This window comes from Bradyrhizobium sp. SEMIA, from assembly GCF_014844175.1.
GTDB classification, from domain to species: domain Bacteria; phylum Pseudomonadota; class Alphaproteobacteria; order Rhizobiales; family Xanthobacteraceae; genus Bradyrhizobium; species Bradyrhizobium arachidis.
In genome coordinates, this window is record NZ_CP046601.1 from 4,634,672 (window position 1) to 4,661,009 (window position 26,338).

Here is a 26,338-nt window from a genome sequence, read left to right on the forward strand (position 1 = left end):
CGCCCAACCAATTTGATGCCACCGGGATTTTCGACCGATGCTAGTCCTCTTATCCTGTTGAACTCTTCGCGAAACTGGTTTCCGGCTTCTGTCCATCTCCCAAAGCGAGTATTGATGTTTTCCATCAAACCAAAAGCCGCAAGCGCTTCAATTGCATGTCAAAATCGGCGGCCTAGATCGCTGCGTGCTTGCTTCCGCTCCACGCCGGATAGCCGACGTTCGGATGAGCACCGAACACAGACAGCCTCGGACCAACTCCAGCCCGCGGCGGCCCAGCCGCCCGTCAGGAACGAACCGGCTGTCCGATTCCAAGAAGATTGCCTTCGCTGTCGCGGAACCACGCGCCTCGCTCACCGATACCCTTGCTGGGATAATTCCCGGCGATCTCGGCGATGCCATCGACGGTCTTCAGACCGGGCAAATCATATTCCTCGAACTTAACTCCCCGCGCGCGAAGCTCGCGCACGGTTGCATCGATATCCTCCACCTCCCAGCCCATCTGCGTGTGCGTGCCGGATTGCACTCCGGCCGAGATGAATATCGCAAACTCACCAGTTGCGCAGACGTAGCGCAGTCCACCTTCGCGCTGTTCAACCGGATCGAGGCCGAGTTTTTCGGAATAGAACGCACGTGCCCGATCCAGATCCTTGGCGGGAAGACGGGTAGCCACCTTCGCTTTTCCCAGCATGCTTCTCTCCTTCTGGATTCAACAAGGGTCGGGCGCGACTCAAGCTTCGCGTTACGACCCCCGCGCCCTAGTTCTCCAGCCCCTGCCTCCCGATCCAGTCGTTGACCAGTTTCGCGACATCGTCCGAGTTGCGGTCCATCATCAGCATGTGGGTGTTGCCCTTGATGCCCATCTTGGGCAACTCGAACGTATCGACCTTGCCGCCCGCAGCGGCGATCGCCTGTCCCCATTTGGTCGGGTTGACCACCAGCTTCGACCATACCGGGACCTTGTCGAGGAAATCGCCCCACACGATCAGATGTGGCACGCCCTTGAGCTTCGCGGCATCCGCCTTGGTGGGATCAGGTGCGCCTGACGGCTCGATCGTGATCAGCGCCTTGACCTTGTCGGGCGCATTGAGCGCCGCGGTGAAGCCGAAATTGCCGCCCTGGCTGTGAACGATGACGATGCACGGGCAGACCTTCTGCACCAGCGCGTCATAGGCTTTTTGCGTGGCGGCGTCGTTGGTGGCCCAGCGCGGGATGCCCTGCTTGGCGAACTGGTCGAATGCCTCGATCGGGAATTGCTCGCCCTCGAACGCCTCGCGCTTGCCGCCGACCTCGTAGCTCGGCCCGATCCGGAACAGCTCCCAGGCCTCCTTCTTCGGCCGGAAGAACGGCTCGCTCTTGAATATCTCAGGGTAGCGCGCCCAGGAGGCGCGGCCGCGCTCGACCGCATCGGACGCGTAGACGTCATAGCCGGCATTGAGGAAGAACTGCTGCCAGCCCGGCTTGCCGTCGGGCTTGGTTTCCCAGGTGACGCCGGAGAGACCGCCGCCATGCCAGAGCAGCAGCGGCAGCTTCGATTTCGGCTGCGCGAGCCTGACGAACTGGACATACATCTGCTCGACCTCGAACTCGCCGTTCGGATCGACCTTGATCGGCGGCGCGCCGGGCGAGAACACGATCTCCTTGGATGGAAGTCCGTTCAGCGTCTCGGTGTGCCCGCCGATGTGGAAGCTGCCGACCTCCTTGACGAGATAATCGGCTGCAGCCGGCGTTGCCGCGGTGATGGTTGCCGCCAGTGCGATTGCGATCGTGCGCATGAAGTTGTCCTCCGCTTCCCGCTCTTGTTGTTGGCGGCAACGTTAGGCCACGCGACGATGCAGGGCAATTGCCAGACCGCGATTTGACTCGCCCGGCAAAAAACAGTGGGATGATGTCATCATCCCGCCGACGCCATCGCATCATCCCAGCTGTGCCCTTCTGGCGCGCCATGCGCTGACGGTGAGCCAGACGGCCGAGACCAGAAAATAGACCGCACCGACCGCGGCATAACCCGTGACAGTCGCGATCGATGGCGACATCGGCGTCGTGGCCTGGAAGATGAAGAACGCGCCAGCGAGCGCCGACTGGCCGCCACTGAGCACCATGGCCCATTGCGCGCCAAAACTTTTCCAGCGCCGCACAGCCGTGCCCAGTTGGAGCAGTCCTGACAGGATCGCCCAGGCGCCGAACGCGCCGAGGACCCAGTTCATGCTCATCTGCAATGCCACGAGGACCGCGATCGCGGTCGCAAGGCTGACCACGACGTTCAGCATCTGCGTGCGGTTTTGATCGAGCCCGCCGCTGCGCAGGCCATCCACAAAGTTGGCCACGGCGTCCCATGCCGGATAGAGCACGAGCAAGACGCCGGCGATCGCGGCAGACGACGGTCCGACCGCAAACGCGGCAACGACCCAGGCGATCGAGAACGCCGCGCGCAGGAACTAGTATTGCTTCAGCCATTGCTCGCGGTCGGCACGAACCAGATCCAGTTGATGTTGCACCATTGCAGTCGCTCCTTTACCTACTAGTTGGTAGTTTCCGTGCGCAGCAAGACGCCCTCACCCCGCTCGCCCTCGGGGTGCTGTGATCGTCTCGCCGGTGTCTTCAGTGCCTGGTCGAGAGCCGCTCCAGCAGCGGGCCGGTGATCACACCGAACATCTTTGGATCGCCGTAAGCGCGTGCCGACAGCATCGCGCCGTGAATAGTCGCCATGAATCCTTCAGCTTCGACCTTGGCTGAGTTGGACAGATGAAGCCGCCCCTTCCGCTTGCCGCGCTCCATCACCGATGTCAGCCAGGACGCGAGCGCACGGAAGTGCGCGCGGACTTCGAGCGCCACCTCCTCCGGCAGGATCGGAAGCTCGCTGGCCAGCAGCGCACAGACGCAGAATGGCGCCGTCGCGTCCGTGATGCACGCCTCCCAGTACCCGACGTAGCTCTTGAGCTGGTCGCGCGGATCCGGGATGTTGCGCTCCAGGGCAGCCAGTCCGGCCTCCGCTTCTTCGCGGTAACGCGACACGAGGGTGCGGACCAGATCGACCTTGCTGGCGAAATGGTGGTGGATGCTCGGCTTGCGGATGCCGACGACATCGGCGATGTCGGCATAGCTGAAGCCGTTATAGCCGCCCGCGATGATCAGGCTGCGCGCGCAGGCCAGGATGTCGTCGGCGGTCGAGGAAACGTTGGTCATGGCGGATAAACTACCTTCCAGTTGGTAGAGCGTCAAGAATGGGGTGCTTCAACCATCCGTGAGTGCTAAAGCGCGATGAGATTGGGATGAATCGTCATCGCGCTTTAGGTTGTCGTTTGAGCATGATCTCCGCGCAAACGCGTTCCGCGTTTGTCGCGAGGGAAAACCGCTGCGCACTTTCCGGATCATGCTCTAGGAGCCCTGCATGACCATTCGTCCGATCGTCCGTTATCCCGACCGCCGCCTCACAGTCCCTGCCCGCCCCGTCACCGCGTTCGACGAGGCCTTGCGCGAGCTTGCCGGCGATTTGCTCGAGACGATGCGCGCCGCGCCGGGCATCGGCATCACCGCCCCGCATATCGGCGTGCCCCTGCGCGTCGTCGTGCTCGAGCTCGACGCCACAGCGGGGCCTCAGACTTACGTCAATCCGGCGATCGAATGGGCCTCGCCCGAGATGATCATGCACAAGGAAGGCAGCGTCTCGATGCCCGGCGTCAACGACGAGGTGCAGCGCCACGCCCGCGTGCGGATCAGCTATTGGGATCTCGACGGCAACATGCAGACCGAGGAGTCCGAAGCCTTGCGCGCCGTCTGCCACCAGCACGAGATCGACCAGCTCGACGGCATGTTCTGGATCCAGCGGCTATCGCGGCTGAAGCGCAAGCGGCTGGTGAAGAAGTTCGAGAAGCTGTCGCGGGGTTCATAGGGCCTACCGAACCGTGCCGATCCCCGCCAGGATCAGATCGATACCGGCGAGAAACTGCGCGCGATCGTCGTGGTCGCGCAGCTGCGCCGCCATCTGTCGCACGAATGGATACTTCGCGGGATCGAGTGCCTCCCACTGCGCGGCGACGGAGGCGAGAAAGGCGGACCGATCTGTATCAGGGGCATGAACGCGTGCGTTGGCGGCATTCTGCCCGGCAACGCCGAGAATGTAGTGCACGAGCGCCGACGCCGAATCGAACTGGGCGGCCGGGGGCACACCGAGCGCCTGGAGCCGTCCGCCGATGCTCTCGATGATCTCCAGCATCGCAGGCCGCCACGGCTCGCGGAAGAGCTGCGCGCCGACCCAGGGATGGACATCGATCGCGTCGAACACGCCGAGCGCGACCGACCGGATCGCCTCGCGCGGCCTGGCGCCACCGGCCACCTCGGACATGACACCCGCGATGACCTCGTCGGTCGCCGCCGCAAGCAGCTCGCTCTTGTCGGCGACGTGCCAATAGATCGCGCCGCTTCCTGTTGCGAGATGCGCAGCGAGCGCACGGACGGTCAGGGCGCCCTCGCGCCGGCGTCGAGAATTTCAATTGCGGCCGCGATGATCCGCTCCCGCGACAGAGCGTCAGTGCGCCGTTCAACTCGGTGAGTCTTCTTCGCCATCAACGCTATCTTGACACGACTGGAACAACGTTCCAATACTATGGAACGATGTTCCATAAACATTCGTAAAGGACCCCGATGACGCCCCCCGTCACGATCGTCGGCGCAGGCCTCGGCGGCCTCACCCTCGCCCGCGTGCTGCACCTGCATGGCATTCTCGTCACTCTCTACGAAGCCGAGGCTTCCGCGATGGCGCGGACGCAAGGCGGGATGCTCGACATCCACGACGACAGCGGACAGCTCGCGCTGAAGGCGGCAGGACTGTTCGAGGAATTCCGCAGCCTCATTCACGAAGGCGGACAGGCCTCGCGCGTGCTCGACCAGCACGGCAAAGTGCTGCTCGACGAGCCGGACGATGGCACGGGCGGACGGCCCGAGGTGCGTCGCGGCGCCCTGCGGCGCATGCTTCTGGACTCCCTGCCCGCGGAAACGATCCGATGGGGCAAGAAGCTGGCGAGCGTCGCCGCGCATGGCGACGGACGGCATGAGCTGACATTCGCAGACGGGTCGTACGTGAGCACCGAACTGCTTGTGGGCGCAGATGGCGCCTGGTCGAAGGTCCGGCCGCTGCTGTCGAGCGCGACGCCAGACTATGTCGGCACGTCGTTCATCGAGACCTATCTGCGCGATGCCGACGCGCAGCACGCTGCGTCAGCCGAGGCCGTCGGCGGCGGCGGAATGTTTGCGAACGCACCCGGCAAGGGCATCTTTGCGCATCGCGAGCCCGACAGCGTGCTGCACGCCTACATCGCGCTGAACCGCCCGGCTGAATGGTTCACCGCGATCGATTTCACCGATGCTCCTGGCGCGACGGCGCACATCGCGGCTGAATTCGAGGGCTGGGCGCCGGCGCTCACGGCGTTGATGACCGATGCCGACACGCCGCCGGTGCTACGCATGCTCCACACACTCCCGAACGACCATCGCTGGGACCGCGTGCGTGGGGTGACGCTGCTCGGCGATGCCGCGCATTTGATGCCACCGGCCGGCGACGGCGCGAACCTCGCGATGCTCGATGGTGCGGAGCTCGGCAAGGCCATCGCCGCGCACCCCGCCGACATCGAAGCGGCGCTGGCAACTTACGAAGCCGCGCTATTCCCCCGCAGCCAGTCAGCCGCGATAGGCGCGCACCAGATCCTGGAGCTCTGCCTCGGCGACCGCGCGCCGCACAGCCTGGTGGACTTCTTCACCGGGATGCGGGAGAGGATGCCGGAATGATCCATTCTCGTGATGATGACCGGCATGACCCGCGCACCGGCCATGATCGCAACATGCTTTCCCTGTGAAGGAGCGATGGTAGGTTTCGCTTCGCTCTACCCATCCTACATGGCGAACTACTTGGCGAAGCTCACGCCCTCTTCCCGCCCCGCTTGGTGATCGGCGCGTTGCGACGCTCGCGTTTTCCGCGCGCGATCTCGGTCGCCAGGGCATCCAGCTTCGGCTCCCAGAAATTCCTGAACTGGCCGATCCACGCATCCACCGCCCGAAGCCCGGCAATGTCGACCGAATAGAGCCGTCGCTGCGCCTCCGCGCGGACGATGGCAAAGCCGCTCTCGCGCAGCACCTTGAGGTGCTGCGACACGGCCGCCTGCGTGATGCCGAACTCGGCCCCGATCACCTCAACGACCTCGCCGGACGCCATTTCGCCTGATACCAGCAGCTCGAGGATACGGCGGCGCACGGGATCGGCGAGGACCTCGAAGGCGTGCATCAGCTTCCTGTGCCCGGATGGGCGATGTCGGGCGGCATCTCGCCGCGATAGAACGCGATGGTGCGATCCGAGCGCTGCTTCGCTTCGGCCGGATCGACACCGCTTGCTACATGCGCCGCGCGCCAGTACTCGCCGCTCATCGTCATGAAATCCTTGCCCGCGGGAGAGCCCATCCATGCCTCGGCCGTCTCGTGGTCGACCGACGCCCCGGTCGCAACATATCGCTCGAGCCCCGCAAGGGCGAGGTCCCAGCCGATCCCCACCGCGCCCGGACCGAACTGATTCCAATGATCCTCGATGATCGCGGTGTGCTCAAGCGTCAAACGCGCCTGGCCCCGTTCGGCTGCGAGCTGGACGTCGATCCAGCTCACCCCGCCGCCGAATTCCCATGTCGCTGCAAAGTGGCTCGGCGGCGTGCACGCGGTGATGGTGCCGCCGGCATTGCCCTTGAGCTGATACCGTCCGCCAATCTTGAGATCGCCTTCGACCGGCAGGAACCAGCGCGGAATACGCTCCCGGCTGGTCACGGCGTCCCAGAGATCGTCGACGCTGGTGTCGTACAGGCGCGTCAGCGTCACCGCACTCGCCGCCTTGCCATCTTTCTCGAAATTCCTCACCGAACGCGTCACAAGCCCCAACACCCGGGCGACGTCGATCTCCATTGCGAGCCTCCTTGCCGTTTGCGCAGGACGATGAATATCGGCTCACACTAATATAAGTCAATACTGATATTTAGGAGACCGTAGGATGGGTAGGACCGTAGGATGGGTAGAGCGAAGCGAAACCCATCGCTTTCCCCGTGGAGGAGCGATGATGGGTTTCGCTGCGCTCTACCCATCCTACAAGCTCGGCGTTCGGCAGCTACTTCAGCGGCAGGAACAGCTCCGCGACCGTCTCGTGCTCCGGCACATCAGGGAAGAAGCTCAGCCGCTGGCAATAGAGCGGGAAGTCGCGCGCCTCCTCGCCGCTGGCCGGAAGCCAGTCCCGATAGAGATAGAGCGCGGCGGGCTCCAGATTGTCGGTGTAGCCGACGACGCGCAGCACGGCGCAGCGTCCGCCGGGGATCTCGCCGGCCTTGATGTCTTCGCCATTCGCCACGATCGGCTGGTCGGTCCCGGCACAGAGGTCCGCGCTGTAATCGGCCGGCTGCGCCGGTCGCCGTTCGGATCGCCAGACATTGAAGGTCGGGCTCGTGCTGGGATGCAGGCCCGCGGACTTGCGCCAGGCGATGAAGCGCTGGATGGTGGCGCCGAGCGTCGCCGGGTCGCCGCGGTGTTCCATGATCGCCACCTTGATGGTGGGCACGTCGCGGATCGTCACGTCGTCAGGGGTAAAGGTCGTCTGCATGAGCTTGCTCCTCGCAATATCGAGAGGCCCGAAGGCCGCAAGCCACGGCTCCCAATCCGGCGATTTCCGGAACGATGACGGCGACTGCCCGAACCGTTGCCGAAAGGCGCGGGCAAAGGCATCCGGAGCATCGTAGCCGGCGTCCATCGCGATGTCCGTGACGCTCAGGGCGTCGCTGTAAGCCAGCCGGTAGGAAGCGCGCTTCATACGGGCGAGCTGGACATAGCGATGCACGGACAACCCGAAGGTTGCCGAAAACTGCCGGTGGAAATGGAATTTCGAGAAGGCCGCAACGCTGCTGAGGCTATCCAGGTCCAGATCCGTGTCGAGATGCCGGTCGATATGCTCCAGCACCCTGCGCATCCGGGCCTGATAGTTTTGCAGCGCCGCCGTCATCGTCCCTCCTCCGTGGCGGGTGCAGTTAGCCGGTGACGGCCTCGGCGTGCTCGACCGATCTTGCGGTTTGGTACCCCTACCCGCCCGCCATCAGCTCCTTCGCCAGCGCCATGTACGCCGGCAGCGTCACCGGATCGTTGGCGGCGTTGCCCGCCGTGGGGTGCGAGGCGTAGCGTGCGATCACCATCTTGGCCTTGGGATCGACATAGATGCCCTGGCCGTGAACGCCGCGCGCCATATAGGCGCCGTGGGCGTTGTGCGTGACCCACCATTGATTGCGATAGGAGGCGCCGGGCAGCGTGGTGTAGCCGGCCGGCTTGAACTTTTCGGGATCGCCGCCGCGCGCGATGTCCTCGACCACCTGCGACGGCACGATCTGCCGGCCGTTGAAGCGACCGTGGTTGCGCATGGTCTCGCCGAAGCGGGCGAGATCGCGGAGCGTCGTGGACAGACCACCGCCGCCGCTCTCGGTGCCGATGCGGTCGACGTGATAATGCGCATCCTCCTCGGCGCCGATCCGGGTCCAGATCCGCTCGGAGAGCAGGTCCGACAGCGTCATGCCGCTGGCGCGCCTGACGATCCAGGCGAGCACGTCGGTGTTGACGGTCTTGTAGGCAAAGGCCTTGCCGTGCTCGCCCTGCTTCTTCTGCGCGACGAGGAAATCGAAAATGGTGGTCGGGCCATCATAATCAGCCGGGATCGGCGCCATGCCGTTGGCACGCCGCAGGCCCCAGACGTGCGAGTTCTTGTCGGTGTAGACTTCGGTGTATTCGAGCCCCGTGGTCATATCCATGACCTCGTGCACGCGCGCATCGCCAAACGCGCTCGCCTTCAGCTCCGGCACATAATCGGTGACCGGCGCCTGCGGATCGATCCTGCCCTCGGCGACCAGCATGCCCGCGAGCACGCCGGTGAACGACTTCGTCACCGACATCGCGATATGAGGCTTGTGCGGCTTCAGCGCGCCGAAATAGCGCTCATAGATCAGCCTGCCTCGATGCAGCACCGCGATGCCGTCGGTGTACGTCTCCTCCAGCATTTTTGCGAAGGTCATGGGCCGGCCGTCCATCGACGTCGAGGCGACCGCGCCGATGTCATGGTCCACGCGCGGCAGCACGGATGCAGGCCCTGCCCCGCGCCAGACATTCACCGTCGGCACGAGTTGACGCACGTTGCTCCAGGCCCAGCGCAGCTCGGGGAAGCTGCGGAAGGAGCCGTTCTGGAAGGTGATGGTGCGATCGGGGGACGGCGGGAAGCCGCGCATCCAGCCGAGCGTTTCAGGATCGGTCTCGGTCGCGGTGGCGGGCGCTTGGGTCGCAGCAGACATGATCACGGGCTCCGGAGGGAATGCCGATGTCGTAGCATAGGAGAGCGCGACGTTAGATCCTGCGTTTGTGCAAGGGGACCTGCACGACGATCAGAGGCGACGTGAGAGCGGCTTGCGGGCGGATGCAGCGACTGGCAGCAAGACCTGACGGAGCGACCCGATGACCGATAGCGCGACGGCGAACCTTCCTTCGAGAGACTTCGGAACAACGGCGAGGTTTTACGGAGCCCTGGGCTTCGAACAGACCTGGCGCGACGATGCGTGGATGATCCTGAAGCGGGGCGATCTGACGCTGGCGTTCTTCCCGCACGCCGATCTCGCCCCTGCGACGAGCTGGTTCAGCTGTTGCCTCCGGTTGGATGACGTCAACGCATTCTTCGAGACGGTTCTCGCCGCCGGTGTGCCCGAAATGACGACTGCCTGACATTCACAGCTGGCGTGCAATCAATCGGAGACATTCACGTCCGAACCGCGCAGTTGACCTTGGCTTCCATCGAGGCGTTGAGCGGTCCGGTAGCGGCCGGGCGACATGCCATGATGTCGATGAAAGAGTTTTGAGAACGCCGCCGCTGTCTCGTAACCGACCTGGCTCGCGATCCGTGCGATGGGCTCATCGGTGGTTTCGAGCAGGAATGCCGCTTCCGCCATCCGGCGTTCGATCACGTAACGGTGCATGGACTGGCCGACGAGCTTGGTGAAGCGGGCCGAAAATACCGAGCGGCCGAGCCCCACGCGTTGCCCGAGGTCGCTCAGCGTCCAGGGCCGCTCCGGGTTTTCGTGGATCAATCTGAGCGCCGGTCCGATATGCGGGTCCGATATGGCCCCGAGCCAGCCGCCCTGTCCGGGACTGAGAGACGCGATCCAGCTTCGGAGCACCTCGACAAACAGCACTTCCGTCAAGCGTGAAAGCGCGACGCGCTGGCCAGGACGCTCGAGCGCGGACTCACTCACCATGCGGCGCAGGATGGCTTCGAGCCAGCCCCCGTCCGCCGTCGGCTTCAGCAGAAGCACGGGCGGAAGTAATTCCAGCACGCCGTCGAACGAGGGCCGCGACACGGTGAAATTGCCGCAGATCATGGTCGAGGACGGCTTTGCACGGCCGCCGTGACGAACGACGCCCAGACGTGCTGACGATCGATCGAGGTCCACGATCTGCAAAGGCTTGGCCCGGCGATCCGAATAAAACCCATGGGGCTCGCCGCGCGTGATCACGACAAAGTCGCCCTCTGTCATCTGGATTTCCTGTCCCTGTTCGAGCGCGAGGGTCGCCGAGCCCCGGCTGAGATAGTGAAACAGGGCGTAGGGGCGCGCCGGCAGCTCCAGATTCCAGGGATGGCCGAGCTCGAAATGAAACAGCAACGTCCCGCCGAGACGGACGCGATCGAGCACCTGGGCGAGGATGTCCATGACGCCGAAGTTAGTCCGGTGGACGATCGGACACAACATCCGGACGATTGATCCCTACAGTCCGAAAAGACCGCGAACTAGTTCATGTCGCGGCGGGCCGACGCCACGGGCGGCAACCATTTCGCCAACGGCGGATGGAAAAGACCGCGACCTGGCTGGAAACGCCTGTCCATTCCCGCAGGACTCATTCCGTCCGACATGCCAACAGGAACGATCAATGCTAAATTTCCTCCTCTCAGCCGTCACCGTACTCCTGGCCGGAACGACATTGGCCGGCTCCGCTTCTTCCGCCGAACTGCCCAAGGGAGCAGCCCACAACATCGTGCTCGTGCACGGCGCTTTCGTGGACCAGACGAGCTGGCAGCCCGTTGCCGACATTCTCACGAAGAAGGGCTACAACGTCACGCTCGTCGAAAATCCGCTCACCTCGCTCACCGCTGACGTCGATGCCACCAAGCAGGCGCTCGCGAAACAGGACGGCAAGACCGTGCTGGTCGGCCATTCATGGGGCGGCGTGGTGATCACGCAAGCCGGCAATGATCCCAAGATCTCGGCGCTGGTCTACGTCTCCGCCTTCGCGCCGGACGTCGGCGAATCCCTGGCATCGCTGTCAAAGGCCGGCCCGCCGACCGAAGGCGGCAACGCGATCCATCCCGACGCGAAGGGCAATCTGTACATCGATCCCAAGGTGTTTCCGTCGGCGGTCGCGGCTGACCTTCCGCCGGAGATCGCCGAGCACCTGGCCAAATCGCAGCTTCCATTGAGCGTCGCTGCGTTCGAGGCTCCCGTGACCATTGCGGCCTGGCGTGACAAGCCGACCTTCGATGTCATCACCACGAAGGACAAGGTCATCGCGCCCGAGGCCCAGAAGTCGTTCGCAGCCAGGATGAAGGCTCAGGTGACGGACGTTGCCGGCAGCCATGCCTCGCTCGTCGTCCATGCCAAGGAAGTCGCCGAGGTCATCGAAAAGGCAACGCTCGTGAAATGACGATGCCGCTCCCGGCACCTTTCACGCCGGGAGCGCGCACGTTCTCTTCGGGCAAATGCGGAACGCCCAGACCGCGATCACGAAAAGCTGGCGAAGCCGCAGAAGCGCGAGCGCCGTACTGGAGAAGGCCTCGGTCACTGCGCCACGCCGATCCCCCACCCAATTATCTCATGCCAAGCATCCGGAGGATGACATGACTAAACGCGACATCGCGAGCCAGGACGCCACTACGCTCGAAACGGCGCCAACTCGTTACATTGAAGGCCACGGAATCCGCTTCGCGTATCGCCGTCTCGGCCCCGCGACCGGAACTCCGCTGGTTCTTCTGCAGCACTTCTCGGGCAACATCGACGCTTGGGACCCCGCCGTCGTCAACGCGCTGGCCACCGATCGCCCCGTGATCGCCTTTGACAACGCCGGGTCGGCCGCTCGACCGGTCAAACGCCCGAGAACGTCGAGGCGATGGCGCGAGACGCCATCAATTTCGTCGACTTGCTCGACCTCTCCAAAGTGGACCTGCTCGGCTTTTCCCTCGGCGGCTGCGTCGCTCAGCAGATCGCTGCCGAGCACGGACAGCTGGTCCGCAAGCTCATACTCGTCGGTACTGCGCCGAAAGGTGGCGAGGAACACCTGTTGGCGGTTCTGCAGGACGCATTCTCCAAAACCGATGCGCCGGACCCACGGCTGCCGCTATTTTTCACGACTTCACCTGCCAGCCAGTCCTCCGGCCTTGCCTTCCTGAAAAGAGCAAAGGTCCGTCAGGACGATCGGGACACCGATAACGGCAGCGCTGTCACCGATCCGCAGGCCAAGGCGCTGATCACCTGGTGCGCCACACCCGACCCCGGACACGCCATCCTGCGCGCCATCCGCCAACCCACTCTTGTGGTCAGCGGCAGCCACGACACCATGCTCCCCGCGAGCAACGCCTACGCAATGTCTAGGGAACTCAGCAATGCTCAGCTGGTCCTCTATCCCGATTCAGGGCACGGCGCGCTGTTTCAGCACCACGAGATGTTCGTCAGCCACGTCCGGACTTTCCTGGATGCCCAACCCGTGGCCGCATGACACGAGGCGCGCTCCGACGGGATCAGGCGCACCTTATCCATGAGAGTTGTTACAGAGGACAAAATGACAATCGCCAAAATCGAAGTGGATCGCTTCAGCCTCACGAGCTCAAAATCATTCGACACTATTGTGGCGGCGCTCAAATCGGCGGTCGGGCGACCCAACATGATCGAATTTTTCAAGGAAACGAGGGCGACAAATTCCTTCCCGGATTTGGAGCGCGTTGTACGAAGCGGCCTCGGCCGAACGGACCTTATGCTCTTCGCGGAATTTGACCTGGGCGACATTCTGCGTCGCGAAGCCGGATCCAAGACGCCTAAAATCATACGGCTAGTGATCGGCAATCCACTCATCATGAAGGAAATGGTCAAGCACGTGCCCGATGCTGGATCTTACGCTCCGGTCACAGTGCTCATCGATGAGCGCCCCGATGGCGTGCACATCTCTTACGACAAAATGGAGAGCTTTCTGCTGCCTTATGGCAATTCGGACGCACTCTCCGTCGCCCGAAATCTCGACGCGAAAATCACAACCTTGCTCCGAGAATGCGCAAGCTGAGTGCCATCGACGTCTGAGCTTTGAATCACAAGCAGCCGTCGCGACCAAGCATCGCGTCCGAGGCGCAGAAATCGTTCGCGGCCAGGATCAAGGCTCAGACGACGGTGCGGGGCGTCAGTCAGGCGATATGGACAGCCCTGCGAGAAGCGGAGCGTACGCGGCGAGCCTGCGGGATACGAACTCCGTGAAGAGCCGCACGCGCTTCGTCTTGCGTGTCTCCCCCTGTGTGAGAAGCCAGAGCGTTCCGTACATGTGCAGGTCGGTGCCTGGCACCCTCACCAGCAGGGGATCGGCATCTCCGACGAAGCACGGCAGTGTCGTCATCCCGAGCCCTTGCCTTACTGCAACGATCTGCGCTCCCGCATCTGTGACCCTGAACGGAACCCCGGCGGTGCGAACCTCACCCTCGTGGGCCCAATCCGGGATTCCATGAATGCTTATGACGATCCACCGGATAGGATCAGGCGCGCCAGCACGCCACGCGGCTAGTCGATCCCTGGACATGTAGACGCCGCCGAACAGCTCCGGTCCCTTCAGGCCGTGGAGATTGAGCGGCATGGTTTTGCGGTCGTAGACGACGCGGATCGCGACGTCGGCCTCCCGGTTGGTCAGATTTGCCAGCTCGCCGAACGACAGGATGTCCATCTCGATGTCCGGATGCAGGCGCGCGAAATCGGCGAAGTCAGGCATGAGAAGGTGTGTCGCCAGCGGCGGTGCCAGTGTCACCCGCAGAAGCCCGCGCACGCTCTGGTCGCGGCCAAAGACGCGCGTCTCCAGCTGGTGCGACGACGCTTCCATCTGATCCGCGAGTTCGAGGACCTCCTCTCCCGCAGCCGTCAGGCGGTAGCCCGATGGCAGCTTCTCGAACATCTGCGCCCCGAGCCGCTCCTCCAGTTGGGCGACGCGTCGCAGCACGGTCGAATGGTTCACCCCGAGGCGCTCGGCGGCAGCCCGCACCGAGCCTCCGCGCGCGACGGCAAGAAAGTAGCGAACGTCATCCCAGTCGATCATGGTGCAATCCGGCACCGCTGGGGTGCGCCTTCCAAAGCCCGTATCGAGTACATCGAACAGCAATATGGTGGTCATTGTGGCCTATGTCGACGAGCGCGGCCCCATTTCGAACGGCGGACACTGATCGCCACTGCTGACGCCCGTCGTCCAGCCGGATCGATTTCGCACCACCGATGTGCGCGCTTCCGCACTCAACGCCCGACGCCGGCAGACCTATGTCGAGGTCCTCGGGGGCATCCCCCAACGACCAAAGACGGAGTCTGAAGGAAAAGTCATGGGAAAGCTTGAAGGTAAGGTTGCAGTCATCACGGGTGGATCGAGTGGCATGGCGCTGGCGAGCGCCAAGCGGTTCGTTGAAGAAGGCGCTTACGTTTTCATCACGGGCCGGAGGCAGGAGGTACTCAACGAGGCCGTCAAGCTGATTGGCCGGAACGTGACCGGCGTGCGCGGCGACGCGGCCGATCTCGACGACCTCGATCGTCTGTTCGACACGGTCAAGCGAGAAAAGGGCAAGATCGACGTCCTGTATGCGAGCGCCGGCATGGGCAACGCCGTCCCACTGGGCGAGATTACCGCGCAGCATTTCGATGCGACCTTCGGCCTGAACACGCGCGGCACGCTGTTCACGGTTCAGAAGGCGTTGCCGCTGTTCAGCGATGGCGGATCGATCTTCATGACGGGATCAGTTGCGTCGGTGAAAGGTTTTCCCGGTTACAGCGTGTATGCAGCGAGCAAGGCGGCGTTGCACGCATTCGCACGCGGGTGGCTCAACGAACTGAAGGACAGGAATATCCGGGTGAACGTGCTGCACCCGGGGCCGATCGCCACACCGATGCAGGACCAGGTTCTCACCGAGGAGGCGAAGCGGATGTTCGAATCCCTGATCCCGCGGGGAAAGATGGGTCGTCCTGAGGAAATTGCGGCGGCCGCGCTGTTTCTGGCTTCAGACGATTCCAGCTTCGTGAATGGGCTGGAGCTGTCCGTCGACGGCGGCTTCTCGGCCATCTGAAAATCGGAGAAGCATTATGAGCTACGCAATTGTAGGATTCGGCAAGGTAGGCCAGGCCCTCGCCCATGCCTTCGCCCGTAAGAACATCGAGGTCACCGTCGCGAGCCGCCGGCCGCCCGAGGCGTTGGCGCCGCAGGCTCGGGCGATTGGACCCGCGGTCGTCGCCAAGCCGCTACGGGAAGCACTCGAGGCCGATACGATCATCTTGGCGGTCCCGTTCGGGGAGCATCGCGAGGTTGCGAAGGCCCTGCCGAGCTGGACAGGCAAGACAGTCATCGATGCGATGAACGCGTTGGTTCCCCCCGAGGAGTTGGACGGTCTCCTGTCCTCCGCCTTCGTCGCGAAGGCATTCACCGGTGCCAAGCTCGTGAAAGCTTTCAACCACCTGGTTGCGGCCAAACTGGCTGCCGATCCGGTCGTCGAGGGCGGCCATCGGGTCGTCTTTCTCTCGAGCGACGACGAGGACGCGACCGCGCCCGTGGCGGCCTTGGCCAAACAACTCGGCTTCGCACCCGTCAAGCTGGGAAGGCTCAACGAGGGTGGCGCGCTGGTGCACGCACGCGACCGCGTCTGGGGCCAGCTCATCTTCCAGGATTTGTTCAGGAAGGAGCAGTAGTCGGCGTATCGGCGCCGTTCGAAGAGCGGGGAGATACAACTCCATTGTACTCCCACGCGCCTTCTTTCACGTGCTGCTGCACATGCGCGAGCGGCGCAAGAGTCGAAAAGGCAATCTGCTTCATTATTGCCAAATACGTTGTTATCTTTTGTCGAAAGAAACTTCGACTGACCAGTTAACCGAGGCCCGCTCGAATGAACAGCTTGAACAATCTGGAGTGCGTGACCCTCTTCGTTGACGATCTCGCGCGCACAAGGACATTCTACGAGACCGTGTTCGATGCGAGGCCAATCTATTCCGATGCCGTATGCAGCGTGATCGGGCTCGGTGGCGTCATGATCAACTTGCTCCAGGAGACGCAGGCGCTGCAGCTCGTGGAGCCGGTGGTGCCGGCTGCTTCAAGCGCCGGACCTCGCATGCTCATGACCATTCGCGTCGCCGATGTCGATGAAGCGTGCGCGAGGCTTCGGCAAAGCGGCGTAGACCTCGTGAACGGCCCCATCGATCGTCCCTGGGGTCGTCGCACCGCCGCCTTTTCCGACCCATCCGGTCATATGTGGGAGATCGCGCAGGAGATCCCCTCCTAGAATCCGCCGCCCAAAGCGGTTCTCACGGGCGACTAGCGGAGCGATGGCATCAATGGGGTCAATCGACCAATAGCGTCGAGATCCCCTACTCCCACTCAATCGTCCCGGGCGGCTTGCTGGTCACGTCGTACACCACCCGGTTCACGCCCTTCACCTCGTTGATGATGCGCGTGGCGGTCTCGCCTAAGAACTTCATGTCAAACTGGTAGAAGTCCGCGGTCATGCCGTCGGTGGAGGTGACGGCGCGCAGGCCAACCACATAATCGTAAGTGCGGCCGTCGCCCATGACGCCGACGGTCTTCACCGGGAGCAGCACCGCAAAGGCCTGCCAGATCTCGTCGTAGAGGCCGTGCTTGCGGATCTGGTCGATGTAGACGGCATCGGCCTTGCGCAGGATGTCGAGCTTGTCTCTGGTGATGTCGCCGGGGCAGCGGATGGCGAGGCCGGCCCGGGAACGGGTGGCGGCCGACGAAGATTTCGGGAAGACCCAGCTCGCGCCCGAGCTTGCGCACCTCGTCCTTGAACAGCTCGCGCAAGGGCTCGACGAGCTTCATGTTCATGCGCTCAGGCAAACCGCCGACATTGTGGTGCGACTTGATCGTCACCGAAGGTCCGCCGGTGAAGGAAACGCTCTCGATCACGTCGGGGTAGAGCGTGCCTTGCGCGAGGAAGTCGGCGCCGCCGATCTTCTTGGCTTCAGCCTCGAACACCTCGATGAAGAGGCGGCCGATGGTCTTGCGCTTCTTCTCGGGGTCGGTGACGCCTTCGAGCTCGCCCAAGAACTGCTTTGACGCATCCACGTGCACGAGCGGGATGTTGTAGTGGTGGCGGAACAGGTCGACGACGGTCTTGGCTTCATCGAGGCGCAAGAGGCCGTGATCGACGAACACGCAGGTGAGCTGGTCGCCGATGGCCTCGTGGATCAAGACGGCCGCGACGGCGGAGTCGACGCCGCCGGAGAGGCCGCAGATCACCTTGCCCTTGCCAACCTGCTGGCGGATTTTTGCGATCTCCTCCTCGCGGAAGGCGCGCATGGTCCAGTCGCCGGTGAGGCCAGCGATCTTGCGGACGAAATTGCGGATCAGCTTGGCGCCGTCTGGCGTGTGCACCACTTCGGGGTGGAACATCAGGCCGTAGTACTTGCGCTTCTCGTCCTGGATGATCGCGAACGGCGCGTTCGGCGACGTGCCGGCGACCGAGAAGCCCGGCGGCATCTTGGTGATGCGGTCGCCATGGCTCATCCAGACCTGGTTCTTGCTGCCCGATGACCAGACGTCCGCGAACAGCTGGCTCTGCGCCTTCACCTCGACATCGGCGCGGCCGAATTCGCGGTGATGGCCGCCCTCGACCTCGCCGCCGAGCTGGGCCGCCATGGTCATCTGGCCGTAGCAGATGCCCATCACGGGCACGCCGGAATCGAAGATCGCTTGCGGGGCGCGGGGGGAGCCGGCCTCATGCACCGACTCAGGGCCGCCGGAGAGGATCACCGCTTTCGGCTTCATCTCGGCGAAGGCGGCTTCGGCCTTGTTGAACGGGACGATCTCGCAATAGACGCCGTCCTCGCGCACGCGACGCGCGATCAGCTGCGTCACCTGGCTGCCGAAGTCGACGATGAGAATCTTGTCGTGCGCCGAGGCCACCGAGGGCGTCGACGCGGAGCGGTCGTTCTGTGCTGCTGTCATGGCAAGCAGATACGCGACCACGCCTCTGCCCGCAACCGCGCCGGCTCGCGCGCCCACATGCTTCTTTGGGCATGGACAAATCGATATAGGTAAGTATTATTGACCTAATTGCCTCAGTCTCAAACTGGGGCCAACCAGGGAGATCGCCATGTCACAGCATCATCAGCCGTCAAAGCTTGCCGCGCTCGGCCGGACCTGGGTCGAGGCCTGGAACGCACGCGACCTCGAGCGGGTGCTCACGCTCTATGACGAGGCGGCCGTGATGACCTCGGACCGCATCCCGGCGATGGGGTTCGATGCCAGCGGCACCGTGCGGGGCAAGGACAGCTTGCGGGCCTATTGGGGCAAGGCGCTCGCCCTGCTGCCGGAGCTGCATTTCTCGCTGATCGATGTCTTCGTCAGCCCTGATAGCGTGGTGGTGTTTTACGAGAACGAGCGCGGCAAGAGGATCTGCGAATATCTGCGGGTGAATGATGCCGGGCTGATCGTGCAGGGGTCGGCGAACCATTTGCCGCATTAGTCGCTGCTCTTTTGGCTCGGCAATTTCGCTCCCTTCCCCGTCATCCTGAGGTGCGAAGCATGGGACGCAACGCGTCCCATGGGGAGCCTCGAAGGATGCACGGCCCGGATGCAGCCGGGCTGTCGCCCCTCGAGGGCCGCTGAAGAAGCGGCCACCTCAGGGGGACGCTCAGAGAGTCGGGCGCGCTGCTTCAACAAAGCACTCGTAGGGTGGGCAAAGGCGCGCTTGCGCCGTGCCCATCATGTCTTCCATCATTGCGGAAAGACACCGTGGGCACGCTTCGCTTTGCCCACCCTACGAATTACTGGAATCCAAGGACCGTCCTTCCATGAAACTCCCCGCCTCCCCGTTCACCGTCACCGACTGGAGCAAGGTCGAGGCCACCGTGCATCCCGGCGAGACCGGGCAAGCGCTCTGGCGCACGCTCAACATCGGCGATTTGCGCGTGCGGATGGTCGAGTATTCGCCGGGCTATCTTGCCGATCATTGGTGCGACCGCGGCCACGTGCTCTACGTGCTCAAGGGCGAGCTCGACTCGGAGTTGCGCGACGGGCGCAAATTCAAGCTCACGGCGGGGATGAGCTACCAGGTTTCCGATTTCGGCGATGCCGCGCACCGGTCCTCGACGGCGGTGGGCGCGACGCTCTTCATCGTCGATTGAGACGCGCGAAAACGGCCAATTTGCACCGCAAAATAGCAAAGTCCGCGGACGTGCCGGTTCACGGGTGGTGCCTTGAAGAAGTCTAATTATCTCGCTATATTGTGATCATCGATACTTGGCCGAACGACTGGGCCGCTTCGCCTCGTCTAAGACAGGCGCGCACGCTTCAGATGATTTCTCCAAAACATCGACTCATCAGGGCTATGGGCGCAGCGTTGCGTACCGGCCCACGTGCGTACCGTCTCTAACTAACTAAAGGAAATTTCCCATGGCTATGGGCACCGTGAAGTGGTTCAACACCCAAAAGGGTTATGGTTTCATCCAGCCGGACGACGGCCAGAAGGACGTTTTCGTCCACATCAGCGCCGTCGAGCGCGCTGGCCTCTCCTCCCTCAACGAAGGCCAGAAGGTCTCGTTCGACATCGTCGCCGACCGCCGCAGCGGCAAGTCGTCGGCTGACAATCTCCGCGTCGGCTAATCGCCAGCGCACGCTCTGACCGCGGACGTACCGGCAGAGCACTAGAACTCGAAAGCCCCGCGACCGGGATCCGGTCCGCGGGGCTTTTGTTTTCCCTGTCATTCCGGGGCTCGCGAAGCGAGAGCCCGGAATCCATGGACCCGCGGAGACCGCCGCACGATGGATTCCGGGCTCGCGCTACGCGCGCCCCGGAATGACAACGTTGATCATCCCGTTTTTCGCAGCACCGACACAAAAAAGCCGTCCGTGCCCGTGCGCCGCGGCGTCATCAGCCAGCCCTCGGCCGACTGCAGCGCGGCCTCGGCAAAGGCCTCAGCCTTGTCCCAGAGCACGCTGGCGGTCTGCTCGGGCGGAACGACCGCAAACTCCGGATGGCGTTCAACGAACGCCCTGACCTGCTCGCCATTCTCCTCCGCCAGCACCGAGCAGGTGATGTAGGCGATGCGGCCGCCCTGCTTCACCAGGGGAACCGCACGCTCCAGCACCTCGGCCTGGTCGCGCAGACGAATCTCCAGCGCGCCCGGCCGCATGCGCCATTTGGCGTCGGGGTTGCGGCGCCAGGTTCCGGTTCCCGTGCAGGGCGCGTCGATCACGACGAGGTCGGCGCTGGCTTGGATGTCCGAGAGCGGATCGGCCTCGCCCTTGGGCGTGCGGACATCGGCATTGTGGACCCCGGCGCGCGACAGCCGCTCGTGGATCGGCACGAGCTGGCGTTTGTCGCGATCCGTGGCAATGAGGCGGCCCTTGCCCTGCATCAGGGCGGCGAGCGCCAGCGTCTTGCCGCCGGCGCCAGCGCAGAGATCGATCACCTGCTCGCCCGGTTTTGCCGCGGTGAACTGGGCCGCAAGCTGCGATCCCTCATCCTGAACTTCAACGCCGCCCTTGATGAAATCCTCCTCGGCCTGGATGCCGGGGTTGCGCGCATCGGCCGAAAGCTCGATGCGCAAACCCGTTGCCGACCACGGCGCAGGCTTCGCGTGAAGATGAGCCAGCGCGCGCAGCACCTTGTCGCGGTTGGATTTTAACGTGTTGACGCGCAGATCGAGCGGCGCCCGGCTCGCCATCGCGGCTGCCTCCGCGGCGCGGTCCTCGCCGAACACTTTTGCAAGGTGCGGGTCGAGCCACTCGGGATAGTCGCCGACGACCGCAGGCGGGGCGTCCTTGAGGGAGCGCGAGGCCAGCGCGGCCTGCTCGGCATCGGTCAGCGGCGTCGGCGCAAAGCGGCTGCCGTCGAACATCGCGGCCATGGTGGCCGAGTCCATGTCGCGTTCGAGGCGGAGCATGCCGATCAGCCTGGCACGCGCGGTGTCGGCGTCCATGAGATAGGCGCTCGAGGCGTATCGGCGCAGCACGTCCCAGACGAGGCCGGCGATCGCGGCGCGGTCGCCGGAGCCGGCGAAGCGGTGCGCGGTGCCCCACTCCTTCAGCGCCTTGGCCGCGGGCACGCGGTCCTTCTCGATGGTGTCGATCAGTTCGATGGCTGCGGACAGCCGGGCAGCGGGAGTCATTTGAATCTTTCAGTTCAGGATTGAATGTCTTTGCGCATGATCTTGTCGGAAAACCGGTCTTCCACTTTGCGCCAACGCGGCCCTCCGGGTCCGGATCGTGCGGGCGCCTAGATCAGCAACAGCATCTTCAGCGCGAAATAGATCCACAGCGCCAGCAGCACCAGCACGCCGGCGAGCCAGATGGTGGAGCGCCGGCCGAGGTCGTTCGAAGAGACGAAAACGCCGGCATGGACAAAGCGCGTCACCACGAACACCCAGGACATCAGCACGATGAAGAGATCGGCATGCCGGAGCGGCAGCGCCAGCGCGATCAGCGTGTAGAACAGCACCGGCAGCTCGAACTGGTTGCGATAGCAATTGGCGATCTGTGTGGTGCCCTTGGGCCAGTTCGGCTCGCCCAGCGCAATGTCGCGGATTTTGGTCTCGCCCGAGACCAGCGATTGCCGGCGCGCCAGCGCCATGCCGATCAGCAGCGCGAAGGTGAGACCGACCTGCACGAAGACAGGCAGCAAGACCATTTGAATGGACATCGGAACTTTCCCGTAGAGCGGAGGGCCGCGGACCGTCATTAGCCGCGACTTCTGGCGCTGACAATCAACGAGTTGAACCGGCGTTCCCGATGAGGCGACCAACCACCGATTGTTAAAGCGATTTCGTCCCGTTTGGGCACAAGGCGAGAGACCGCCATGACTACCCCGTTCAACCAGATCGCCGGCTTGATCACCTCATGGGGTGAATCCGCGGACGGCCAGCTCGGCATCCTGATGTCGGCGCTGGCAGGTGTCGCCGCGCGCTCGCGGTTGCGCTGGCGATGACGGTGTACTTCCGCCTCTCCTACCGGACCTGGCGCGACGTGGTCAGGCATGGCCTGACGACGCTCGCCGCCATCGCCCTCATCGCCTTTGCCGCCTACGACATGCGGCACGCGGCGCTGGCCTATCTCGGCCTCAATCCGTCGAAGCCCGCGGTCGAGTTCGAGATCCGGATGCCCCGGGAGACGCTGACGACGGTATCCGACAGCCAGATCGAGCTGCACACCGACCGCAACCAGACGCTGGCGCTGGTCGACGGCGTGCGCGACCTCACCGACGGACGCGCGGTGCTGCGCGGCGCGGTCGCGCTCAACCACCGCACGGCCGACCGCGTGCTGGTCGTGAACCTGCCCGGCAGAGGCATCTTCGAATTCCGCCTCCGCCTGCCCGCCGAGCCGCATCGCTCCGCGGAGTTCGGCCCCTGGCACCTCGTCGACAGTGTCGCCTCGACGGTCGCCGGCAACGTCGCTCCGCAGGACGCCTACACGATCCGCTACCGCGTGCTCTGATCATGCTCCGAACGAAATCTTGCGCCCTCGCCGCGCTTGCTCTCGCCACACTGCTTTGCCCGCGTATGCCGGTGATCGCCGCGCCGGCCGACATCGCCACCTGCGATCGGCTGGCCGCCCATCCCACCGACCCGGACAGGCCTGCCGACGTGAAAGGCAATCTCGAGATCGCCGATGCCGACATCGCCGCCGCGCTGAAGGCCTGCACGGCGGCCGCTACGTCGGCGGATGCTCCGCGCCGCATCTGGATGGAGCTCGGCCGCGCCTACGAGTTCGCCCCGGCAGCCGGCGCAGGCGGCAGGCGCCTATCGCAAGGCGGCCGACGCCGGCAGCTCGTCCGCAATGGCCGGGCTCGGCGCGCTCTTGCTCAACGGCAACGGCATCAAGAAGAACATCGCCGAAGGACGGGCACTGACCGAGAAGGCGGCGAATGCCGGCGATGTCGAAGGCATGATCAATCTCGGCTCGCTCTACGGCGGCGCTGTCGGCGGGAAGACCGATTTCGCGATGGCACGCAAATGGTACGCCAGGGCGATCGAGGCGAATTCCAGCGAGGCCATGTATCAGCTGGGCTTGATGACGCAGGACGGCGATGGCGGCCCGAAGGACGATGTCGCGGCCAAGGCGCTGTTCGAAAAGGCGGCCGCGCTCGATCACGCCGACGCGCTGGAGCGGTTAGGCGCCTATGCCGAAGCCGGCCGCGCGGGCGAGAAGGATGCCAAGGCCGCGATCGACTATTACAAGCGCGCTGCCGCGCTGGGCAACGAAGATGCCGGCAAGGCGCTGGAACGGCTGCGCTGTCCGTTCGGCATCAGGGATCGCGACGGCAAATCCGTCGGACGGATTTGTTTTGACGGCTGATGAGGGGACAGCGTGTTTTAAACTTTGTTCGTTGCGATGCATGCGTGCGCCGTCATCGTTTCGACGCGTGACGATCTGTATGCTCATCGCATGTCCGAATTTCGCCTGACGCAGATTTCCGACACGCATCTTGGCCAGCGCTTTCCAGGCCTGATCGCCAACTTCCAGGCGATCAGCGCGCACATCGACGCTGACAGGCCCGATCTCGTCGTCAACACCGGCGACGTCTCCTTCGACGGGCCGAGCAGCCGCGACGATGTCGCATTCGCCAAGAGCCTCCACGCCGCCCTGCCCGTCGCCTGCCGCTATCTGCCCGGCAATCACGACATCGGCGACAATCCGACCGCGATCGGGCCTGCTCCGAAGCCGCCGGTCGCGGAAGCGCATCGCCGGCAATTCTGCGACATCATCGGCGAAGACCATTGGTCGTTCGAAGCGGCCGGCTGGCGCTTCATCGGTCTCAACTCGCTGGTGATGAATTCAGGGCTCGCCTTCGAGGCCCAGCAGTTTGACTGGCTCGCCTCCGAGATCGCGCGCGTCAATGGCAGGCCGGTCGCGCTGTTCCTGCACAAGCCCGTGTTTCTCAACCTGCCCGACGACCCCGAGACGCCGGAGACCTCGATCCGCTACGTGCCGCAGCCGGCGCGTGCGCGTCTGATCGAGATGTTTGCACATGTCGACCTGCGCCTGATCGCCAGCGGCCACGTGCACCAGCGCCGCGACTTCACCTATCGTCATACGCGCCACGTCTGGGCGCCTTCGGCCGGCTTCAGGATCAACGATGCACGCCAGGACCGCATCGCGATCAAGGAAGTTGGACTCGTGGAATATCGCTTCCGGCCCGACAGTGTTGAGGTCCGCCACGTCCGCGCAGCGGGCCAGGTCGATATCGACATTGAGGAGCTGTTCGCCCAGATGGGCGGCGAGCACTAGCCCAATTCGCGGGCACTAATCCCTATCAAAATACCTCATTGCATCCTGAGTGAGCTGAAATTGGCTAAAATGGCCTAATGACAACGTTGTCATTCCAACATATCGTCGCTTCAGCGGTCGGCGAGCCGCGGAGGAAGCGACGATGCAGTTCTTGTCCCGGTGGGATAGCCAACGTCTTTCGACGACGACACGGGGCATTCCCCTGGCCGATGGCCTGGCCGCCGACGACATCGGCCGTCAGCGCTGGTCCCCTTCGCGCGGCGACCTTGCGCTACCCGCCCTCACCCTCGATGAAGCCGCCTTCGCGGCCAACCGCGACCTCTTCCTGAGATGGTGCGCGAGCGCCGGCGTCAGCGTCGCGCCTCACGCCAAGACCCCGATGTCGCCGGAGCTCGCCCGCTCGCTGCGCGAGGCCGGCGCCTGGGGCACGACGGTCGCCAACATCCAGCAGGCCGCCGTGCTGCTTGCGAACGGCGAACGGCACCTGCTGCTGGCCAACGAGATCGGCGGGCTCGCGGCCGGCCGCGAGTGCCGCCCCGCACCAGCCGCTGATCCTCAGCGCCGGTGGCTCGGCCTATTTCGACAACGTGGCCAGTGCGCTTGCGCCCGTCGCGCGGGCTGACGGCAGCGCTATGGTCCTGCTCCGCTCCGGCGCGCTGTTCTTTGCCGATCACGGCATCTATGCCCGCGCCTTCGCCGAGCTCGACCGGCGCGGCGGTCTCGTCATCGACAACGCGCGCCACTCGGCGGCCGAAGGCTTTCGGCCCGCGCTGACGCTGTGGGCCGAGGTGCTGTCGCGCCCCGAGGACGGACTTGCGATCGCCGGCTTTGGCATGCGCGATGCCTCGTTCGACCAGGGACTGCCGGTGCCGCTGCGCGTCTTCCGCGACGGCGTCGAGCAGCAAGGGCTTGCCGCTACGCTCACAGTGACGCGCCTCAACGACCAGCATGCGTTCCTGTCGGTGGCTTCCGAAGCCACGCTTGCAGTCGGCGACGTCATCGCCTTCGGTATCTCGCATCCCTGCACCTGCCTCGACCGCTGGCGCGTCATCTTCGGTCTCGACGCCGACGGCGTTGTGACGCGCGCCCTCCCCACCCAGTTCGGCTGAGAGCGGCGCATGAATTTCCTGCCGCTCTGGCGCTACCAGAACCAGCTCATCGACGGGGCCATCGTCACGCTGGAGCTGACGGTGATCTCGGCGCTCGCCGGGCTCGTGATCGGCATCGCCGGCGCGGTCGCGCTGAAGGGGCGCATCACGCCGCTGCGCTGGCTGGTGCGGGGTTACATCGAGCTGTTCCGCAACACGCCGTCGCTGATCCAGATCTTCATCGTCTTCTTCGTGCTGCCGAACTTCGGCCTGAAGCTGCCGGCCTTCGAGGCCGCCGCCGTCGCACTGTCGCTCTATTTCGGCGCCTATTCGGTCGAGATCATCCGCTCCGGCCTCGATTCCATTCCGCGCAGCCAGGTCGAGGCGGGACAGTGCCTCGGCCTGTCAGGCTGGCAGGTGTTCCGCCACATCATCCTGCCGCCGGCGCTGCGCAATGCCTATCCGGCTGTGACCAGCCAGTTCGTGCTGCTGCTGCTCGGCACCTCGCTCGCCTCGCAGGTCGCCGCCGACGAGCTGTTTCATGTCGCGGGCTTCATCGAAAGCCGCACCTATCGCAGCTTCGAGGTCTATGCGGTGATCTGCGCGGTCTATTTCGCGATGGCGATGTCGTTCAAGGCGCTGTTCGCCATCATCGGCATGACCGCCTTCCGCTGGCCGCGGCGGCGCTGAGGGACAAG

At 64.1% G+C, this 26,338-nt stretch carries 28 protein-coding genes and 4 pseudogenes; 17 read left to right on the plus strand and 15 right to left on the minus strand.

Going from position 1 to position 26,338, the window contains the following annotated elements:
• Positions 1 to 283: 283 nt before the first annotated feature.
• The 4 genes from FOM02_RS22665 to FOM02_RS22680 all read right to left on the minus strand — a co-directional run bounded on the left by FOM02_RS22665 (position 284) and on the right by FOM02_RS22680 (position 3,183).
• The gene (locus FOM02_RS22665; RefSeq protein ID WP_027557494.1) at positions 284 to 688 is read right to left on the minus strand and encodes a VOC family protein; all 405 of its coding nucleotides are present in this window, start codon (positions 686 to 688) and stop codon (positions 284 to 286) included.
• 67 nt (positions 689 to 755) lie between these two features.
• A complete protein-coding gene (locus FOM02_RS22670; RefSeq protein WP_027557493.1) occupies positions 756 to 1,772 on the minus strand; it encodes an alpha/beta fold hydrolase in 1,017 nt (338 codons plus the stop codon).
• Between the two features lie 141 nt (positions 1,773 to 1,913).
• Positions 1,914 to 2,432 carry a DUF308 domain-containing protein gene (locus FOM02_RS22675; protein ID WP_265442202.1) on the minus strand — a complete coding sequence of 173 codons (519 nt, stop codon included), beginning with the start codon at positions 2,430 to 2,432 and terminating at the stop codon, positions 1,914 to 1,916.
• A gap of 166 nt (positions 2,433 to 2,598) precedes the next feature.
• On the minus strand, positions 2,599 to 3,183 hold the full coding sequence (locus FOM02_RS22680) for a TetR/AcrR family transcriptional regulator (protein ID WP_027557491.1): 585 nt from the start codon (positions 3,181 to 3,183) through the stop codon (positions 2,599 to 2,601).
• Positions 3,184 to 3,388: 205 nt separating this feature from the next.
• Here FOM02_RS22680 and FOM02_RS22685 point away from each other — a divergent pair, with 205 nt between their 5' ends.
• On the plus strand, positions 3,389 to 3,889 hold the full coding sequence (locus FOM02_RS22685; RefSeq protein WP_027557490.1) for a peptide deformylase: 501 nt from the start codon (positions 3,389 to 3,391) through the stop codon (positions 3,887 to 3,889).
• Positions 3,890 to 3,892: 3 nt separating this feature from the next.
• On the opposite strand, the gene FOM02_RS22690 is transcribed toward FOM02_RS22685, so the two are convergent.
• Both FOM02_RS22690 and FOM02_RS22700 read right to left on the minus strand, forming a co-directional pair.
• A complete protein-coding gene (locus FOM02_RS22690; RefSeq protein WP_265442139.1) occupies positions 3,893 to 4,342 on the minus strand; it encodes a TetR/AcrR family transcriptional regulator C-terminal domain-containing protein in 450 nt (149 codons plus the stop codon).
• A gap of 113 nt (positions 4,343 to 4,455) precedes the next feature.
• On the minus strand, positions 4,456 to 4,713 hold the full coding sequence (locus FOM02_RS22700; protein ID WP_265442307.1) for a hypothetical protein: 258 nt from the start codon (positions 4,711 to 4,713) through the stop codon (positions 4,456 to 4,458).
• On the opposite strand from FOM02_RS22700, the gene FOM02_RS22705 reads away from it, so the two are divergent.
• On the plus strand, positions 4,642 to 5,781 hold the full coding sequence (locus FOM02_RS22705) for an FAD-dependent oxidoreductase (RefSeq protein ID WP_027557488.1): 1,140 nt from the start codon (positions 4,642 to 4,644) through the stop codon (positions 5,779 to 5,781). The two genes, FOM02_RS22700 and FOM02_RS22705, sit on opposite strands and share 72 nt — an antisense overlap.
• Before the next feature lie 130 nt (positions 5,782 to 5,911).
• On the opposite strand, the gene FOM02_RS22710 is transcribed toward FOM02_RS22705, so the two are convergent.
• From FOM02_RS22710 to FOM02_RS22725, 4 genes are all read right to left on the minus strand, one after another.
• A complete protein-coding gene (locus FOM02_RS22710) occupies positions 5,912 to 6,274 on the minus strand; it encodes an ArsR/SmtB family transcription factor (RefSeq protein WP_027557487.1) in 363 nt (120 codons plus the stop codon).
• The gene (locus FOM02_RS22715; protein WP_027557486.1) at positions 6,274 to 6,936 is read right to left on the minus strand and encodes an SRPBCC family protein; all 663 of its coding nucleotides are present in this window, start codon (positions 6,934 to 6,936) and stop codon (positions 6,274 to 6,276) included. The genes FOM02_RS22710 and FOM02_RS22715 overlap by 1 nt, the downstream gene beginning before the upstream one ends.
• A gap of 199 nt (positions 6,937 to 7,135) precedes the next feature.
• Positions 7,136 to 8,017 (minus strand): AraC family transcriptional regulator, encoded by an 882-nt coding sequence (locus tag FOM02_RS22720; RefSeq protein WP_027557485.1) that lies wholly within the window; start codon positions 8,015 to 8,017, stop codon positions 7,136 to 7,138.
• Between the two features lie 76 nt (positions 8,018 to 8,093).
• A complete protein-coding gene (locus FOM02_RS22725) occupies positions 8,094 to 9,344 on the minus strand; it encodes a serine hydrolase domain-containing protein (protein WP_027557484.1) in 1,251 nt (416 codons plus the stop codon).
• A 160-nt stretch (positions 9,345 to 9,504) separates the two neighbouring features.
• Between FOM02_RS22725 and FOM02_RS22730 the strand changes: the two genes are divergently transcribed.
• The gene (locus FOM02_RS22730) at positions 9,505 to 9,768 is read left to right on the plus strand and encodes a hypothetical protein (RefSeq protein WP_199820225.1); all 264 of its coding nucleotides are present in this window, start codon (positions 9,505 to 9,507) and stop codon (positions 9,766 to 9,768) included.
• A 20-nt stretch (positions 9,769 to 9,788) separates the two neighbouring features.
• Here the strand turns inward: FOM02_RS22730 and FOM02_RS22735 are convergent, their stop codons facing one another.
• Positions 9,789 to 10,751, minus strand: coding sequence for an AraC family transcriptional regulator (locus tag FOM02_RS22735; protein WP_027557483.1), 963 nt, complete (start codon positions 10,749 to 10,751; stop codon positions 9,789 to 9,791).
• 217 nt (positions 10,752 to 10,968) lie between these two features.
• Here FOM02_RS22735 and FOM02_RS22740 point away from each other — a divergent pair, with 217 nt between their 5' ends.
• From FOM02_RS22740 to FOM02_RS22750, 3 genes and pseudogenes are all read left to right on the plus strand, one after another.
• On the plus strand, positions 10,969 to 11,739 hold the full coding sequence (locus FOM02_RS22740; protein ID WP_027557482.1) for an alpha/beta hydrolase: 771 nt from the start codon (positions 10,969 to 10,971) through the stop codon (positions 11,737 to 11,739).
• Between the two features lie 193 nt (positions 11,740 to 11,932).
• Positions 11,933 to 12,807 (plus strand): annotated as a pseudogene (locus FOM02_RS22745) (alpha/beta fold hydrolase).
• Positions 12,808 to 12,870: 63 nt separating this feature from the next.
• Positions 12,871 to 13,365, plus strand: a complete 495-nt coding sequence (locus FOM02_RS22750) for a DUF302 domain-containing protein (protein WP_027557480.1) — start codon at positions 12,871 to 12,873, stop codon at positions 13,363 to 13,365.
• Between the two features lie 114 nt (positions 13,366 to 13,479).
• Here the strand turns inward: FOM02_RS22750 and FOM02_RS22755 are convergent, their stop codons facing one another.
• Positions 13,480 to 14,376 carry a LysR family transcriptional regulator gene (locus tag FOM02_RS22755; RefSeq protein ID WP_027557479.1) on the minus strand — a complete coding sequence of 299 codons (897 nt, stop codon included), beginning with the start codon at positions 14,374 to 14,376 and terminating at the stop codon, positions 13,480 to 13,482.
• 274 nt (positions 14,377 to 14,650) lie between these two features.
• Here FOM02_RS22755 and FOM02_RS22760 point away from each other — a divergent pair, with 274 nt between their 5' ends.
• From FOM02_RS22760 to FOM02_RS22770, 3 genes are all read left to right on the plus strand, one after another.
• Positions 14,651 to 15,385 carry an SDR family NAD(P)-dependent oxidoreductase gene (locus FOM02_RS22760; RefSeq protein ID WP_027557478.1) on the plus strand — a complete coding sequence of 245 codons (735 nt, stop codon included), beginning with the start codon at positions 14,651 to 14,653 and terminating at the stop codon, positions 15,383 to 15,385.
• Between the two features lie 16 nt (positions 15,386 to 15,401).
• Positions 15,402 to 16,001 (plus strand): NADPH-dependent F420 reductase, encoded by a 600-nt coding sequence (locus FOM02_RS22765; protein ID WP_027557477.1) that lies wholly within the window; start codon positions 15,402 to 15,404, stop codon positions 15,999 to 16,001.
• Positions 16,002 to 16,195: 194 nt separating this feature from the next.
• Positions 16,196 to 16,588 (plus strand): VOC family protein, encoded by a 393-nt coding sequence (locus FOM02_RS22770; RefSeq protein WP_027557476.1) that lies wholly within the window; start codon positions 16,196 to 16,198, stop codon positions 16,586 to 16,588.
• Positions 16,589 to 16,673: 85 nt separating this feature from the next.
• Here the strand turns inward: FOM02_RS22770 and guaA are convergent.
• Positions 16,674 to 18,270 (minus strand): annotated as a pseudogene (gene guaA / locus FOM02_RS22775) (glutamine-hydrolyzing GMP synthase).
• Positions 18,271 to 18,418: 148 nt separating this feature from the next.
• Here guaA and FOM02_RS22780 point away from each other — a divergent pair.
• From FOM02_RS22780 to FOM02_RS22790, 3 genes are all read left to right on the plus strand, one after another.
• Positions 18,419 to 18,790 carry a nuclear transport factor 2 family protein gene (locus tag FOM02_RS22780; protein WP_027557474.1) on the plus strand — a complete coding sequence of 124 codons (372 nt, stop codon included), beginning with the start codon at positions 18,419 to 18,421 and terminating at the stop codon, positions 18,788 to 18,790.
• A gap of 328 nt (positions 18,791 to 19,118) precedes the next feature.
• Entirely contained in the window at positions 19,119 to 19,451 is a 333-nt protein-coding gene (locus FOM02_RS22785) for a DHCW motif cupin fold protein (RefSeq protein ID WP_027557473.1), read from the plus strand.
• A 268-nt stretch (positions 19,452 to 19,719) separates the two neighbouring features.
• Entirely contained in the window at positions 19,720 to 19,929 is a 210-nt protein-coding gene (locus FOM02_RS22790; RefSeq protein ID WP_008141931.1) for a cold-shock protein, read from the plus strand.
• Positions 19,930 to 20,135: 206 nt separating this feature from the next.
• Here FOM02_RS22790 and FOM02_RS22795 read toward each other — a convergent pair whose 3' ends face one another.
• Both FOM02_RS22795 and FOM02_RS22800 read right to left on the minus strand, forming a co-directional pair.
• The gene (locus FOM02_RS22795; RefSeq protein WP_027557472.1) at positions 20,136 to 21,437 is read right to left on the minus strand and encodes an RsmB/NOP family class I SAM-dependent RNA methyltransferase; all 1,302 of its coding nucleotides are present in this window, start codon (positions 21,435 to 21,437) and stop codon (positions 20,136 to 20,138) included.
• Between the two features lie 107 nt (positions 21,438 to 21,544).
• Positions 21,545 to 21,967 (minus strand): MAPEG family protein, encoded by a 423-nt coding sequence (locus FOM02_RS22800; protein ID WP_027557471.1) that lies wholly within the window; start codon positions 21,965 to 21,967, stop codon positions 21,545 to 21,547.
• 156 nt (positions 21,968 to 22,123) lie between these two features.
• Between FOM02_RS22800 and FOM02_RS22810 the strand changes: the two are divergent.
• The 5 genes and pseudogenes from FOM02_RS22810 to FOM02_RS22835 all read left to right on the plus strand — a co-directional run bounded on the left by FOM02_RS22810 (position 22,124) and on the right by FOM02_RS22835 (position 26,330).
• A pseudogene (locus FOM02_RS22810) lies at positions 22,124 to 22,758 on the plus strand (acriflavin resistance protein).
• 228 nt (positions 22,759 to 22,986) lie between these two features.
• A complete protein-coding gene (locus FOM02_RS22815; protein ID WP_265442142.1) occupies positions 22,987 to 23,619 on the plus strand; it encodes a tetratricopeptide repeat protein in 633 nt (210 codons plus the stop codon).
• Between the two features lie 90 nt (positions 23,620 to 23,709).
• Complete coding sequence (locus FOM02_RS22820) at positions 23,710 to 24,552, plus strand: metallophosphoesterase family protein (RefSeq protein WP_027557468.1); 843 nt, start codon at positions 23,710 to 23,712, stop codon at positions 24,550 to 24,552.
• Between the two features lie 142 nt (positions 24,553 to 24,694).
• Positions 24,695 to 25,661: pseudogene (locus tag FOM02_RS46885) on the plus strand (amino acid deaminase).
• Positions 25,662 to 25,670: 9 nt separating this feature from the next.
• Entirely contained in the window at positions 25,671 to 26,330 is a 660-nt protein-coding gene (locus FOM02_RS22835; protein ID WP_027557466.1) for an amino acid ABC transporter permease, read from the plus strand.
• Positions 26,331 to 26,338 lie beyond the last annotated feature (8 nt).